Source organism: Anabaena sp. UHCC 0253 (genome assembly GCF_009712085.1).
GTDB lineage: Bacteria > Cyanobacteriota > Cyanobacteriia > Cyanobacteriales > Nostocaceae > Dolichospermum.
Window position 1 is genome coordinate 227,254 of record NZ_VILD01000005.1, and the last position, 15,738, is coordinate 242,991.

General features: G+C 38.1%; 15 protein-coding genes and 1 tRNA gene. 4 read left to right on the top strand and 12 right to left on the bottom strand.

The window, feature by feature from the left end; all coding sequences use genetic code 11:
- The 3 genes from FJR38_RS29045 to FJR38_RS15270 form a co-directional block, all read left to right on the top strand.
- Positions 1 to 951, top strand: a 951-nt coding sequence (locus FJR38_RS29045; protein WP_256366924.1) for an AAA family ATPase, incomplete at its 5' end; no start/stop codon positions are given.
- Positions 952 to 1,118: 167 nt separating this feature from the next.
- Complete coding sequence (locus FJR38_RS15265; RefSeq protein WP_168496449.1) at positions 1,119 to 1,487, top strand: cyclic nucleotide-binding domain-containing protein; 369 nt, start codon at positions 1,119 to 1,121, stop codon at positions 1,485 to 1,487.
- Positions 1,488 to 1,935: 448 nt separating this feature from the next.
- Positions 1,936 to 2,208, top strand: coding sequence for a hypothetical protein (locus tag FJR38_RS15270; RefSeq protein ID WP_371418221.1), 273 nt, complete (start codon positions 1,936 to 1,938; stop codon positions 2,206 to 2,208).
- Positions 2,209 to 2,407: 199 nt separating this feature from the next.
- On the opposite strand, the gene FJR38_RS15275 is transcribed toward FJR38_RS15270, so the two are convergent.
- From FJR38_RS15275 to FJR38_RS15310, 8 genes are all read right to left on the bottom strand, one after another.
- Positions 2,408 to 2,761, bottom strand: a complete 354-nt coding sequence (locus FJR38_RS15275) for a MarR family transcriptional regulator (protein ID WP_168496453.1) — start codon at positions 2,759 to 2,761, stop codon at positions 2,408 to 2,410.
- 48 nt (positions 2,762 to 2,809) lie between these two features.
- Entirely contained in the window at positions 2,810 to 3,157 is a 348-nt protein-coding gene (locus tag FJR38_RS15280; RefSeq protein ID WP_168496455.1) for a DUF5615 family PIN-like protein, read from the bottom strand.
- Complete coding sequence (locus FJR38_RS15285; protein WP_168496457.1) at positions 3,154 to 3,390, bottom strand: DUF433 domain-containing protein; 237 nt, start codon at positions 3,388 to 3,390, stop codon at positions 3,154 to 3,156. Before FJR38_RS15285 ends, FJR38_RS15280 begins: the two co-directional genes overlap by 4 nt.
- Positions 3,391 to 3,469: 79 nt before the next feature.
- Positions 3,470 to 3,874, bottom strand: coding sequence for a type II toxin-antitoxin system VapC family toxin (locus FJR38_RS15290; protein ID WP_168496459.1), 405 nt, complete (start codon positions 3,872 to 3,874; stop codon positions 3,470 to 3,472).
- On the bottom strand, positions 3,874 to 4,095 hold the full coding sequence (locus tag FJR38_RS15295; protein WP_015080101.1) for a hypothetical protein: 222 nt from the start codon (positions 4,093 to 4,095) through the stop codon (positions 3,874 to 3,876). Before FJR38_RS15295 ends, FJR38_RS15290 begins: the two co-directional genes overlap by 1 nt.
- A gap of 224 nt (positions 4,096 to 4,319) precedes the next feature.
- Positions 4,320 to 4,808 carry a DUF3368 domain-containing protein gene (locus FJR38_RS15300; protein WP_168537960.1) on the bottom strand — a complete coding sequence of 163 codons (489 nt, stop codon included), beginning with the start codon at positions 4,806 to 4,808 and terminating at the stop codon, positions 4,320 to 4,322.
- A complete protein-coding gene (locus tag FJR38_RS15305) occupies positions 4,805 to 5,056 on the bottom strand; it encodes a UPF0175 family protein (RefSeq protein WP_168537962.1) in 252 nt (83 codons plus the stop codon). The genes FJR38_RS15300 and FJR38_RS15305 overlap by 4 nt, the downstream gene beginning before the upstream one ends.
- Positions 5,057 to 5,190: 134 nt before the next feature.
- A complete protein-coding gene (locus FJR38_RS15310; protein ID WP_168537964.1) occupies positions 5,191 to 5,349 on the bottom strand; it encodes a hypothetical protein in 159 nt (52 codons plus the stop codon).
- Between the two features lie 111 nt (positions 5,350 to 5,460).
- Between FJR38_RS15310 and FJR38_RS15315 the strand changes: the two genes are divergently transcribed.
- Complete coding sequence (locus FJR38_RS15315; RefSeq protein WP_168537966.1) at positions 5,461 to 9,294, top strand: hypothetical protein; 3,834 nt, start codon at positions 5,461 to 5,463, stop codon at positions 9,292 to 9,294.
- Between the two features lie 43 nt (positions 9,295 to 9,337).
- Here the strand turns inward: FJR38_RS15315 and smc are convergent, their stop codons facing one another.
- The 4 genes from smc to pds all read right to left on the bottom strand — a co-directional run.
- Positions 9,338 to 13,009, bottom strand: a complete 3,672-nt coding sequence (gene smc / locus FJR38_RS15320) for a chromosome segregation protein SMC (RefSeq protein ID WP_168537968.1) — start codon at positions 13,007 to 13,009, stop codon at positions 9,338 to 9,340.
- Between the two features lie 199 nt (positions 13,010 to 13,208).
- A tRNA-Ser gene (locus tag FJR38_RS15325) sits at positions 13,209 to 13,295 on the bottom strand.
- 145 nt (positions 13,296 to 13,440) lie between these two features.
- Positions 13,441 to 14,373, bottom strand: coding sequence for a 15-cis-phytoene synthase CrtB (crtB, locus tag FJR38_RS15330; RefSeq protein WP_168496473.1), 933 nt, complete (start codon positions 14,371 to 14,373; stop codon positions 13,441 to 13,443).
- Positions 14,357 to 15,738 (bottom strand): 15-cis-phytoene desaturase (gene pds / locus FJR38_RS15335; protein WP_168537970.1); only part of this gene is annotated, 1,382 nt, incomplete at its 5' end. The genes pds and crtB, both read right to left, overlap by 17 nt.

Below are 15,738 nucleotides of genomic sequence, written 5' to 3' on the forward strand. Positions count from 1 at the left end.
ATTATTATTGCGGCTACTAACCGTCCTGATGTCCTCGATGCAGCTTTATTGCGTCCCGGTCGTTTTGATAGACAAGTACAGGTAGATGCTCCAGACATTAAAGGCCGTTTGGAAGTATTGCAAGTTCATGCCAGAAATAAGAAATTAGATGAAAGTGTATCCTTAGAAGCGATCGCTCGTCGGACTCCTGGTTTTAGTGGTGCAGATTTAGCTAACCTCCTCAATGAAGCCGCTATTCTCACAGCTAGAAGACGCAAAGAAGGCATCACTTTACTAGAAATTGATGATGCTGTAGACAGAGTAGTTGCTGGGATGGAAGGAACTCCTTTGGTAGACAGCAAGAGTAAGCGTTTGATTGCTTACCATGAAATCGGACACGCTTTGGTGGGGACTTTACTTAAAGATCATGACCCCGTGCAGAAAGTGACTCTGATTCCTAGAGGACAAGCCCAGGGTTTAACCTGGTTTATGCCTAACGAAGAACAAGGTTTAATCAGCCGTTCTCAATTAAAAGCCAGAATCACAGGGGCTTTAGGTGGTCGTGCTGCTGAAGAAGTAGTTTTTGGACCAGCAGAAGTCACAACTGGTGCAGGTGGAGACTTACAGCAGTTGTCAGGAATGGCACGACAAATGGTAACTCGATTTGGGATGTCTGATTTAGGTCCTTTATCCTTGGAAAGCCAACAAGGTGAAGTATTCCTCGGTCGTGACTGGACAACCCGTTCTGAGTATTCTGAAGCGATCGCTTGTCGCATTGATGCCCAAGTCAGAATAATTGTGGAAGAATGCTATAAAAACGCTAAGAAGATGATGCGTGATCATCGTAGTCTTACAGATCGTTTGGTTGATTTGCTCATTGAAAAAGAAACCATTGATGGTGATGAATTCCGTCAAATTGTGGCTGAATACGCCGAAGTACCTGATAAATCTCAGTTTGCACCTCAACTGTAAAGTTTTTTGTCAGATATGAAATTGATGGGGATGGTAAATATCATCCCTATTTTTTTGTCTAGTGTTGAAATTAATACTGTGACCGCAAGATGGGTTGATCATCATGAATGAAAAATAGTATAATTTGCTGCATTCTTGTATTACTCAACTCACTTGGAACTACTTTTATGTTAATTTCTTTATCAACAATCACTATTTTCCAAGGACAACCTAACCCTAAAGTATTTGCACCAGGTGAAATCATTTTTGCAGAAGAACAACCTGGTGATTCCATGTATGGCATTCTGGAGGGAGAGGTGGAGATATTAGTTAATGGTAAAATAGTAGAAACAATTAAAACAGATGAAGTTTTTGGTACAGGTATACTTGTAGGGAAAAAAAAGAGGACTTATACAGCGATCGCTAAAACCGATTGTAAACTAGCTTTTCTGAATGAACAAGGATTTCTCTTTGCTGTTCAGGAAACACCCATGTTTGCTATCCAAGTGATGAAAAGTTACACAGAACGTCTTAGTCGCTTACAACACCTTGTTTAAATAGCAATACAATAATCCCTTTAAAAAGAGGGACTTTGAGGAATTTAGCCTCCCCTTTTTCAAGGGGATCTCGATTAATTCTGATACTTTTCAAACACCCTCTAAAAACTCAAGTTTATTACTATATAAAGCAGAATTTGTAAAACTTCCCTAGTCTATAAATAATTTATAACTTTTGTTAGATGAATAACTAGCTTTTTAGCTCTAATTTTGAATTGTGCTGATAGCAGCTAAATTGGCAAAAAAACAATATGCTTTTACTGAATTTCACCTGTAACTCAGATTATTAGCTAATCAATCAAGCTCTGCCAATTTGAAAAGTATTCACATTCAATTAATGGAGAATAATAATGGCACATTTATTCAATCAAGTAATCAATACTATCAAGTTTATATTGCAAGAGTTTGAAATTAAGCGTGTTTTTACTGTTGTTTTAGTTGGTTTTTAATGCTAACAACAAGTTTAAACTCTAGTATTGAGTCTGGACGTAGCAGCGACAATATCACCAGAAAACTGAACAAAATTGTCCGTCAGGATGATGCTGATAGACCCAAAACCACAGGAGAATGGAATAAAGAAGCTCGTGAAACAGAAGATGATCCTGTGGAAAGAGCTAAAAGAATTGCTAAAGAATCTGGAGAAGCTTTAAAACAATGGGGTTCTGTATACTCTGATACCGCTAATAAAAGTGCAAACGACCTCCAAAACAATAATAAATAGGGTTACAGCAATTCTCCTTTTGAAAGAATCTCAGTATTTTTCGGGTGCGTTATGCGATCGCACTTGATGAATCTAACCTATGAGCGCGATCGCTTCTCAAAATGCAGGTTTTGCGGAAAGAAGCTGACTATATCACAAGATAACACTAAGCGGCAATGTGGGCTAACGTAAAGCTCACCTTCGCTGTTTTTTCAAATTCTCACGCTGCTTTCGCTAGTGGCATGAATATTTCAACGGATTCAAACGGTACAGATATTTTGTCTTCTTCTGTCCGTTCAATTAATCCCAGTTCTTCCAGGCGATTTACGTCTGTGTGTACGTTTGAATAGTTTCTTTCGGCTGTTTTTGCCAGCGCGTAAATACTGCATGGCTCTATTTTGCTTAGAGTATCAAGCAAATCAAGTCGAGCAGGCGTTAGCTCGCTAAAAAGTGATTTTGCAGATTCAAATGAAAGTCTAAAATTTACTGGCTTTCCAATTTCGGAGTCTTTAATTTGTTGACGAGCGGCTCGGATTGCAGAACCACCTTTGACTACTTCAATAATTGCTTTCATGATTCACTCCAGGTTTCAATGTCTTTTTCAAAATCGTCAAGCAATTTATCAATGCTTGTGAAGTTGTAATCTATTTCGTGTGAGTTTATACGTCAAAAACAATTCGATTATTTGAGTAATATTTTGTAGAAAAAGTTGTTCAATTTGTTTGTTACTAATATTACCTGTCGTTATTAGTAGTAGTTTGTAAGGCTCTTGTTTGATTAAAAAAGAATCTAAAAAATCTTTATCTTTGGTAATAACAATTCTCTGTTCCATGATTGATAGTTTGTTGATTTCCGAATCTGGAGTTGCATTTTTTAAAGGAAGATTCTTGGTATGTATAACATCACAACCTAAGTTCTCTAATAAATTGGCAATTCGCATTGGTAATTGAGCATCAATCAAGAATTTCATGAAACTAATTGGAGGATACTTTTAACTTGAGTGAGTCGAGTAGCAAAGCTGAGAACTGCTAAAATATCTTCGTATTCTAAATCATCATAATCTTCTAAAATATCATCAATATTCATGCCTGAACTCAAAAGTTCTAATATCATTTCCACCGGATAGCGCAATCCACGAATACACGGTTTACCATGACAAACATCATGGTTAATTGTTATTCTATTTAATAGAAGGTTATTCATGATATTAGATGTTATGTTGGCATTAAATTAATTGTACTTGATTTTTTGAGTTCTAATTTAATTTATTTTTTGAGATAAATTACTCTATTTCCCAGTCTTCCAATTGTAGTTGTGGGATGCGTGAAAATTCTTTAGTATTATGGGTAACTAATATCAAATTATTCGCTAAAGCAATAGCAGCAATTTGTAAATCGTAAGCTCCAATAGGTGTTCCATTAGCAGCAAGTTGGGCGCGAATTTCTCCGAAAATTCTAGCAGACTGGTCATCAAAAGGCAAAGACACAAATTGACTCAAAAATCCTTGCTGTAACGTCAGATTACGCTCTGGGTTAGCACTACGAATTGATCCGTAAAATAATTCACCCTTCACAACTGAACAAACAGCGACTTCTGAAAGTGGGATATTATCCAGCTTTTGTTTTAAATGAAAATTTTTGCCCTTGAGATAAATAATACAGGCATTAGTGTCTAGCAGATAAATCATCAAAATAGCTCTCTTTCTGCTTGTTCTGGCTGTGGATGTCTGATAAATGTTTCATCTTGAATACAACCATAAAAATCACTCAATTTTGTTGTTGTTTTTGTTGGTGATGCTGATTCATAAACAAGAATAATATCTAATTCCGTTCCTTCTGTTGTTTCGGGTAATTGAATTTGTAAAAGTCCATTTTTACCAATTAGCGATCGCACTCTCATACTCTGCATAACTATTTACCTCTGATAAAATATTTCCATACTAAAGGAAAATCAGAATCAAAAATTTAACCAAATCTCTTTTAGGAGATTTTAATGTCCTTTAACTAACTCTAACAGACAATCTTCTTCAATTTTCGCGGTATTAAACATTTTCACCATCATATGAACAAGTTTAGTACGCAATGCGAACGCTATCACACTTTATCAATCTAACCTACGGCTAAACTAACAAGTCAAGGTTCTTGAGAAAGAGATAAGATACGCTGATATAGCTGGGGACTGATGCGAAAACCAGCCTGATTGATCAAAGCATCCATGACAGGTTGAACTTGAGGGATAAGACTTCTTTGTTTAGCAACAAGCAGAATACCCAGAATACCAATAATAGGTATCCCAAGCCGGAGAGCTTCTTGCCGTCCCAAACGTTCATCAATGAGCAAATCATCGGCTTGTAGCTCAAGTGCCAAGGCTATAGCATTTGCTTCTCCAGCATCAAGTCCCCGTTCCTGTTGAAGCTGGTTAGCAAGTTGGAAGTTGTTGAGGAATTGGGTTTGAATCCAGTCCAGTTGGAGAATAGCTGAAATAGTAGGATTGCTGGCCGCTACCAGTTCGCTGGCAACCACTTCAGGAATGATAACCTTATGGTAAATAGCCTTTAGCAACCCAAGATGATCAACAAGGGCAAGATTCGAGAGAGCAGAAGTATCACTAACGACAATCATAGCCAGCCCCGACTCCGCAAGTGTTCAACATCCTGCTCAAAGTCTTCCACATCGTAATGGACACAAATATTCCGATCTGCCAGCAGCTTTTGAAAGTTCATTATGTCTATTCCAGCAATTTTGCTGGCGCGGCTGAGGGAAATCCGCTGCTGCTGGAATAGGGCAATGGCTATTTCCTGAAGCCATTCACTCTGGTTAAAAGTTTCAGTTTTACTGAGGCTATCAGGTAGGTTCAGGGTAATTTGCATCAAGTTGTCCTCACGCAGTCACTTCTAATTTTAACTTTATCAATTCAACCTACGAGCGATCGCACTTCATCAATTTAACCTACAAGAGATCGCACTTGATCAATCTAACCTACAAACGATCGCACTTGGTCAATCTAACCTACCGGCGATCGCACTTTATCAATCCAAACTACAAGCGATCGCACTTCATCAATCCAACCTACAAGCGATCGCACTTTATCAATCCAACCTACAAGCGATCGCACTTTATCAATCCAACCTAAGAGCGATCGCACTACAAAATCACCGTTCACACTGAATCCCAATCATTTTAATCGTTTGGGAAGTGCGATCGCATCATAGCTAGATTGATATAATACATAAATATTGTAATAATTAGATTCTGTTTATCTGCGTAAACCTATATGTCAAAACTTAACCAGATCCAAAACGAATTGCTACAACTGGATGGTGGAGTATTCCAAAAACTTGGGGATACTTACTTCAATAAGAAAGGATATGATATTTATCCCATTGGATCTGTAATTGGTGCTAACAAAGTCAGGACAGGAACTCCTGATACATTAGTAATCCTACCTAATGGCAAGTATGTGTTTATAGAATACACTACAAAATCAGACGTAAAAAAGGGAGCAGTTTATAAAAAGCTTAAGGAAGACCTCGACAAATGCTTTGATGAAGCAAAAACTGGAATATCAGTTGATAAAATCCAGGAGATAATTTTCTGCCATACTTTTAGTCTTAAAACGAAAGAAGAAAATTCCCTTAGAGAGGAGTGTCAAAAGCGAGGAGTCATCCTCGAAACTGTTGGTATGGAGAGAATTTCTTTTGACCTCTACAACAATTATCCAGGTATTGCGCGGGAGTTCCTTGCAGTTGAGGTAGATACAGGACAAATCCTTGATGTTGATGAATTTGTTAACTCTTATAACAAAAAAGCGGCTACTTCTCTTAATACAACTTTTCACTTCCGTGAGAAAGAATTAGAAGAAGTATTACAAGGATTGGAAAACAGTAATCTTGTTATTGTGTCTGGTAAAGCAGGAGTAGGTAAATCTCGTTTTGCAATCGAATGTTGTCATCAATTTTTAGCGAGTCACCCTGAATATCAGGTTAAATGTATTTTTCGCCGAGGTCCAGATATTTTTGAGGATCTCCGTGTCTATTTTTCAGAGCCTGGTTATCACCTCATTTTTGTAGATGATGCGAATCGGCTAAGTTCATTTGATTACTTTATTGACCTCCTTCATCATCAACGCGATGATCAAAAAATCAAGATCATTGCTACAGTTAGAGATTATGCTCTTGAGAAAATTAAGATATCAGCGCAGTCATATAAAAATTCAACTGCGCTAGAGCTAAACTCTTTAGATGAGAATCAGATAAAGCAAATTGTTAAGGATGAGTACAAAATTATTCATCCTCTATATCTTAATAGAATTGCCGAAATTGCCCAAGGAAATCCTCGTCTGGCAATAATGGCTGCAAAAGTAGCAAAAATAGAAAATAGACTTGACAGTATTAATAATGTATCTAATCTTTACGACGAGTATTATTCTTCAATACGAAACGAATTGCAAGAACTCAGTGATGAAAACTTATTGAAAGCTGCTGGAATTGTTTCATTTTTCAGAACAGTAGATAGATCAAATGAGGAAATGATGGAGGCAATTGAAACAGCATTTGGTATGAACCAGGAAGTTTTCTGGAAGGCTGTTTGCCAGCTACATGACCATGAATTGCTCGATATGTATGAAAATGAAATAGTGCGAGTTTCTGATCAAATTCTTGGTACTTATCTTTTTTACCTTGCCTTTTTTAAAGATAAATTGCTCAACTTTTATACGCTATTAAATTACTTTTTTCCTCAACTTAAGTCTCGATTGGTTGATGCTCTTAATCCTGTTTTGAATACATTTGATAGTGAAAAAATTATAGAAGTAATCTGTCCATCTGTTGACCAGTCATGGAAAAAATATCAAAATGCAGAAGACAAAAAAAATCTCATGCAATTCATACAGGTGTTCTGGTTTATTAAGAAAACAGACACTCTTTTATATGTTCATCAACAAATTTCTGCAATCGAACCAGAATCAGTAGACTTTTCTAAATTAGAGATTAAGCCTAATTCTGACATTCCATCACTTTCTCTTCTCAGCATGATAGGTTTATTCAACCATTCCGATGACAATAATCTCAAAATGGCATTAGAGCTTCTTTTTCAGTATGTCAAAAAGCGACCTACCGAGATAGGGCAAGTGGTTTACCTTCTTACTGAAAGATTTGGATTTGAATATGAATCTTATCGTTATGGTTTTGCTATTCAACAGATAGTAATTGATGTACTGTGGGAAGAAGTTAAAGGTGGTCAAGATGTAATCTTTTCAAAATTGTTTCTTGTAGTAGCTGAACATTATCTTTACACGGATTTCGACAGTACCAAGATGAAGGGGAGAGCAATTAATGTCTTTCAGTTCACCTTACCAGCAATGCCAGAACTAGGGGAACTCAGACAAAAAATTTGGCAGCGAGTATTCCAGCTTTATCAGGTCACAAGTCTCAAAAAAGATGTGTTAAATCTGCTTTATAAGTACAGTACATCAGGATATAAAGTTTCTGTAGCTCAAATTATTATCCAAGATTCATTTGAGGTACTTCCTTTCATTGAATCAAATATGGATGTTAGCAGCTATTACAATTGTCAGATTGTTCAAATATATTTAAATAAATTAGAGGGTGATAAATTAAAATTTTCTACAAATGACAATCACAACTGGGTTATTTTTAAACAACTTTTGAATTTATGGAGATATCTATTATGTGAAAATTTGCGATGCTACTTTACTAATCCCACCTATGCTATATCAGAAATTTTGCTTACTAATAGAGATGAGAGAAAATATCTAAATCTAGGATATGAGGAATATGAACAAATTAGGCAAAAACGAATTCAAGACTTCTTTATAAACTATACATTAGACGACTATAAGCAATTCTTTGAGCAATGCCTTGAAATTCAAGAAGAAACAGTCAGACGAAATCATAATGAATTTTCTTTTCCCCACCAAGTAGCTAGAGTTCTTATTGCTCTAGCTAATATAAATACTCAACTTTATGCTGAAGTAATCCAATATTACCTGAGTTTTGGAAATCCATTTAAAATTAATGACCCCCATCTTATTAATCATTTAATTATAATTTTAGGTATTGATAAGACTTATCAAATTATCAACCAAGCTGATTATGCTTTAAAACAAAAGTGGTTATTTGATTTTTATCGTCTATTACCGCAACAAGATATTAGAAATGAACATCTAGATCAGCTTTATCACCTCTATAGAGAAAGCAAAGCAAGTGATTTACCAAGAGATTTAAACTTCATTCTAAAATATCAGATTCTGAATGAAAATGTATTGCCTAAGATAATCGAAATTCTCCTAGTAAATAGTTCTGAAAACTCTAACAAGTCCTATCCACTATCATCCTTATTTGATAGATATGAAGTAAATACAGATTTACTTAATTTTTTAGATAAGCAATTTAATTTACTAAAACAAGCCTATCTCCAAGTCCTGAAAAATGATCCGCATATAGATGATAAAGGACAATACTTTGCTTATATCCTGAAACGTGATCCAGAATTTATAATTGAATATATAGATTGGATTTACCAACAGAAAGAACAATTATATCGTTTTGATGATACACGAACATATTCATTTCTATGGCGAAGTGAAAATTATGAGATAATAATGAGCCAGATAATTGAATATATTGATAAACGGAATCAAGAGAAATTTAAACTATCATTTATTGAACTTGACAATTTTTTTATTCTCAGTGAGGATGACAAAGATCAAAAAGTTTTATGGGAACGGCAAGATAATTTGCTAATGAGAATACTTGAGTCTAAAATTGATGAATTTGAGTTTGTTCAGTTAATATTTGATTTAGTAACAAATTTCTCGCATGAAAGAAGACGTTCGTTTGTAGAATTTTTTATAAAACACAACAAAAAATTTGAAGATTTTAAAAAACTTAGTCTAGAACCTAGTAGTTGGAGTTCATCAGGAAGTTGGGTTCCTGTATATCAAAGGCGTGTTGAGTATTTAGATTCACTGCTTCCACTTTTTAATAGTATAGATTTTCTTCAGCATAAGCAATATATAGAGCAACATATCCAATGGTTACGAGAAAAAATTGAAAAAGAGAAGAAGAATAACTTTATGAGCGACTAAATTACAAACTTGTTATTACCCTTCTTAGCTCTTACCTATCAATCTATTTATGTTCTAACTTAATTCCCAAAACCTGAGTATAAGCGCCTCTTGCTTGAGTCACCCCAATTGTCCGCTGTGCTGATTCTATCATCGGACGGCGCAAACTCACAACTATAAACTGTGCCTGTTCCGCCTGTTGTTTAATCATTCTCGCTAGTCGTTCCACATTTGACCCATCTAAAAACATATCCACCTCATCAAAGGCGTAAAATGGAGAGGGACGATAACGTTGTAGGGAGAATATAAAACTTAATGCAGTTAAGGATTTCTCTCCCCCTGACATAGAAGCAAGCCGTTGGACAGGTTTCCCTTTGGGGTGTGCGACTAGGTTTAAACCACTGTTAAAAGGATCTTCGGGATTATCTAGTTGTAAATAACCGTCACCATCGGAAAGAATAGCAAAAATTGATTGGAAATTCTCATTTACTGCGTCGAAAGCTTCTTTAAATGCTTTTTGACGAAGGGTGGTAAAGTTTTCAATTCTTAATAATAATTCTGTCCGTTCACCTTCCAAAGTCTCTAATTTTTCGGTAAGTTCTTGGAGACGACTTTGGACTTTATCGTATTCTTCCAAGGCTAACATATTCACAGGTTCCATTGCCTGTAAGCGTTTACCTAAACTTCGCAATTCTTTTTGTAAGTCTTCTAAATCAACCTTATTGGGAACTTCTGGAAGGGGACTTGGTAATTCTGCACCTAAATCTCGTAACTGGTTTTGCAGTGCTGTTAAATCTTCCCGGCGTTTTTGTTGAGTTTCTTGCAGTTTCTCAATTTCCCATTGTAATTGTTGTTGACGCAATAAGAGCGATCGCAATTCGGTTTCTGCTGTATCTCGATTTTTCTTTTCTTCCCCTAAATTTTCTTCTAATTTCCGCAAATTAGCCTGAATTGCAGTAATTAAATTATTCAATTCTTCAACTTGACTATTAACTGTTGCTTGTTGCTGTTTTCCTGTTGTTTCTTCTTGTTGATATTGAATAACTCTGGTTTGAGATTCTTCTATTTTTTCTTGTAATCGTTGTTGTTGATTTTCGAGATTTTTTAATTGTTGTTGAACATCTCTTAACGCAGTTTCTCGTTGTTGTAATTCCTGTTCTTGGGTTTTAATAGTAGCTTGGATTTCTTGCCATTCGCTGGGGGTTTGGGAAGATTCCAACTCAGCTAAAGTATGTCTTAATTGTTGTAATTGAATTTCTTGATTCGGTAATTCCCGATCTAAAATTTCTAACCGCGATTGTGCAGATGTGAATTTTTCGGTATTTTGGGAAAGTTGAGCGCGGGTATTTTCTAACTGCGTTGTTAAACTCTTAATGTCTTTCTTTAACTGCTCTAAATATAACTGTTGTTCTCTGCGGACTTGACGTGCTTCCGTCAATTCTAGGGAAAGAGTTTTAGTGCGACTTGCTAAAGTAGAAATTGCTTCTCCACAACGTTCTAAAATCCGATCAATATCTATTAAGCGAGATTTCAGATTAGCGACTTCTTGGGATTCTCCAGCTTCACCGTGATCAAATCGCAAAGATGAACGTTGATTCCCGCTACCACCAGTCATTGCCCCGCTAGTTTCTAATAATTCCCCTTGTAACGTGACTATACGATACAATCCCATGTTTTTCCGAGCTTGGGCAAGACTAGCAAATACTACCGTTGCGCCAAAAACATAGGCAAATACATCATGATAACGGCGATCGCATTCTACCAAATCTACCGCATAACTCACAAAACCATCAGCTAAACGCAGAGTTGCATCTTGGGTAAACTTAGGTACTTTAATTTTATTTAAAGGTAGAAAAGTTGCTCTCCCTGCCCGTTTTTGTTTCAACAGTTCAATTCCCGCCGATGCCACACTATCATCGTCAACAACAATATGCCCTAAACGTCCACCAGCAGCCATTTCCAGTGCTAATTGATGTTTAGGTTCAACCTTACCCAACTGCACCACCAAACCGCACAAACCCGGCATTTCTGACTGTAAAATTACCTTACTAGCTTGTGTTCCTTGTATCTCTTGTTGCGCTTGCGTCTGTGCCTCTAACTTATCTAATTGACGTTGTTTGTCCCGTTGTTCTTGTAAAAGCCGCTTTTGGGTATCTTGTTGAATTTGTAACTCTTGTTCCGTCGCAGCCAGATTTTCGGCTAAATTCTGAATTGGTTGGGTAGAAGCATTAAATTCTGTTTCCAAACTCACACATTCAGCTTGTTTTTGAGCTAATTCCGGTTCTAAACTGGCAATTAATTGAGATTGTTCAGAAATCAATTGTTGTAATTGAGTATTCCGTTCCTGTAACTGCGCTTGTTCAGTGCGTTGAGGTTCAAGAATGTGCAGCAAAGATTCAATTTGCCGATTTAAAGCCGTTTGTTGTTGTACCCACGCTTCCGAGGCTGAAGCAATTTCCGCAGCAGCTTGACGAGAACTTTCTAAATCTTGTTGGGCTACATCTCTTTCTAATTGTAGAGAAGTTGCATTTACAGTTTCTATATTTTGTTGTTTTTTAGCTTCTTCTAAAGCAAGTTGATATTGTTGAATTTCCTGATAAGTTTGATTTAACCGCTTTGTAGATTCTTGAATAGATGCTTCTAACTCTCGTTGTTGACGTTGGAGTTGTTTCCGTTCCGCTTCTTGAGTAGCGAGATTTGATTGAACAGAAAGAAGTTCCTCCTCACCCAAAGCCTTAACACGGAGATTTAGCTGTTCTAATTCAGTAGTTTTCTGATTAATTTGGGAATTAATTGTTAATAATTCATTAGTAAAATCACTATAACTGCGATCGCCATCTTGAACTTCTGCAACCAGCTTTTCCTGCCGTAATTGCAGAGAACGCCAAGATAAAACCGCTTCCCAGGATTGTTTTTGAATAAATTCAATTCGCAATAATTGATACTTTTCCGCCTTAGCCTTGTCCTGAGATAGGCGATCGCATTGTACACTTAACTCAGTCTGAATAATGCGACAACTATCCTCCTTATCCTTCACCTCATCCAAAGTAGACTTAGCTTGGACAATTTTCCGATCATAAGTCGCCACCCCAGCCAACTCATCAATAATTTCCCGACGTTCCCGCGCATTCATCGAAATAATGCTAGTAACATCACCCTGCAACACCACATTATAACCTTCAGGATAAATCCGTAACTCCTCCAACTGCTCATGTAACTCAGTCAGAGTAGAAGCCACACCATTAATATAATAATTTGACGTATACCCCCCCTGCTGAGACACCCGCAAACGGCGAGTTACACTCCAATCTGTTGGGGACTGGGGACTGGGGACTGGGGACTGGGAATCATTTTTCTCCCTTTGCGCCTTTGCGCCTTTGCGTGAGACATCCGAATTTGGATTTTCTTCCGTCTCCCCTACTTCCTCCCCTTCCTCCCTCTGTGCCTCTGCGCCTCTGCGAGAGACATCCGAAATATCAAAAGTCACAGTTACACTAGCTTCCAGCGCCGAACGTCCCTTATGTTTTTGAGCATTATTCACCAAATCCGGTAAACGTTCCGCCCGCATACCCTTAGAACTAGCCAGTCCCAAACAAAACAGCAAAGCATCAAGAATATTGGACTTCCCAGAACCATTAGGACCAGATATGACAGTACACCCCGGTAGTAGGGGGACAGAAGTAGTACCACCGAAGGATTTAAAATTGGTAAGTTCAACGCGCTTGACGTATACCATGAGGCACTGGTTAACTATGATCTGGGTTAAGTAAACAAGTGTACCAATTATTTATCCTTTCGTGGCTAGGAAGGAGAGAAAAACACCAAAACCTAATTTCCGGAAATTGGCAAAAATATATAATATAAGACTAAAAATGAGTTAATGCTTGGGGTGAAGCAGTAACTTTACATTAACAAAATATTTGCAAACAATTCAACGGAGAGGGGGGATTCGAACCCCCGAAGGGATATAATCCCTTAACAGATTAGCAATCTGCCGCTTTCGACCACTCAGCCACCTCTCCAGGCTATGAAAAATAATCTTAGCAGAGGTTTTTATGTTTGTCAATAGTCATTTTATGAATAAATCGAGTGGTTATGAGCAATGACCAATGACCAATGACCAATGACCAATGACCAATAAGCATTGACCATTGACCACTGACCAATTTATAACACTTGCGATCGCATCCAAGCGGCTGGCAAGGTGCGTAACTTTTTCCATTGGGGAACATAAGCTCGCTGACTGAACACATCATAATCATTGCGCTCAATCATTTCTAAAATCTGCTCATACAGCATAGATGCAGCCCAAACAGGCCACCGTGCATCAGCAGCGAGGTAGGTAATACCTTTATCTGCCTGAGTATAGAATTGCCGGGCGCGATCAATTTGAAATTTCATTAATGAACGCCATCTATCATCTACTACGCCTTTCAAACAGTCTTGTTCGGTGTAATTAAATCTAGACAAATCCTCTTGGGGGATATAGATCCTGCCTCGACGTGCATCTTCACCAACATCGCGGAGAATATTAGTGAGTTGGTTGGCAATTCCCAGAGCGATCGCTTCTTCTATAGGAAGATAGGGTTGTTGGCTTTGATACCAAGGGGCGGTATAGATATTATTATCTATGCCCATAATTGTTGTGGACATCAAGCCGACAGTCCCCGCTACTCGGTAGCAGTAGAGGTATAAATCCTCGAAAGTTTCATAGCGACTGCGATACAAATCCATGCGCTGACCGGCAATCATATCCCGAAAGGGCTGAATGTCTAACGGAAAGCGTTGGAGAGTATCTACTAACGCTAGATCATAATTATCCAAGGGGCATCCCGCAAAAATCGCCTCCAGTTGCTTTTCCCATAGGTCTAGGGTTTCTGGCGTGGTGATAGCAGATGCAGGACCATCCACTAATTCATCTGTACGGCGACACCAGGCATAAATTGCCCAGACAGATTGACGCTTGGCCGGACTCATCAACATTGTACCTAAGTAAAAAGTCTTAGCGTACTTAGCTGTAAGTTCCCGACAAAGGTTGTATGACTCATCTATAGAGACCAGCGTTTTCATGCGCGGCGGGGAATCAGGCAGTTGCAGCATTCTTGACAGGCGATCGTGTTGGCGTTTGCAGGTTAGAGGAATTTGCTACCGTCAGTGCTTGAGATATCGCCTGCGCTGTTAGTTTACCAGAAAGTACAGCCCCTTCCATGCTGGCTAGATAGCGTTGCATAGTATAATCCCCAGTCAAATAGAAGTTAGAAATGGGGGTTTGCTGTGAGGGACGGTACTGCTGACGACCGGGGGTAGCTTTGTAAACTGAACGCGGTGTTTTCACCACATGATATTTCAGCATTTTTGTAGGATTATCTTCCCCAAAATGTTGAGGAAAGAGTTTTTCTAACTCGGAAATAGTCGCAGCGACAATTTCTTCATCAGATTTAGATATCCAATCGGCTGCCGGTGCTAGAACTAATTCCAGCATGGAACGGTCAGAATTGGCATATTCACGGCAAGTATTACTCATATCAGCATAAACGCTGAGGAGAGGCGATCGCGAAAATAGCAGATGATCAATATCAGTTAATTTGCGGTCAAACCACAAATGGACATTAATTACTGGTACACCTTCTAAACCGTTTAATTTTTGGAAAAAGGGCATTTCTTGCCAAGAACTTGGCAAAATCGGCTTTAAGGGATCAACTGGTAAGGCAGATACATAGACATCGGCTGTAAATATCTCATCTTCTGCCCCATTTAAGCCTCGCAGCAGGAATCCTTTTACAGTTCCATCCTCATTGAGTAAAATCTCTTTCAAAGGCGCATTGAGAAGAACTTCACCACCGCCTTCAGTAATGTGATCTATGATTGGCTGACACAATCTTTCTGTCGGTGAACCATCGAGAAAAGCCATTTTTGAGCCGTTTTTCTCTTGCAGAAACCGATTCAAGGCAGTTAGTAAGATGGTGGCAGAAATTTCTTCTGGATTAATGAAGTTTAAGGCTTTTGACATAGCAATGAAAACTTCTTTTTCTACTCTGGGGGGGATGTTTTGCTTTTGCAACCACTCCCGCCAAGAATATTTATCCATTTCTTCAACGTACTGTTGCCCTTTGAGGATGGCAGGTAATAAACCAATCCCAAAACTGATTTTTTCTGGCCATGTCAGCATATCGTTGTTTCTCAGAATAGCGATAACACCATTAATAGGTGCTGGCAAATCTGGAAAATCAAATCGGCTGTATGTCCCTGGCGCTTCAGGCTGATTGAAGATCATTGTGTGTTCTTTCCACTGCAATCGATCTTCAATGTTCAATTCTTTGAATAACTGCAACATATTGGGATAAGCCCCAAAAAAAATGTGCAGTCCTGTCTCGTACCAGTCACCATCGGCATCCTTCCATGCAGCCACTTTGCCACCCACTACGTCCCGGCGCTCCAAGACAATGGGGGTGTGACCTAGATCGG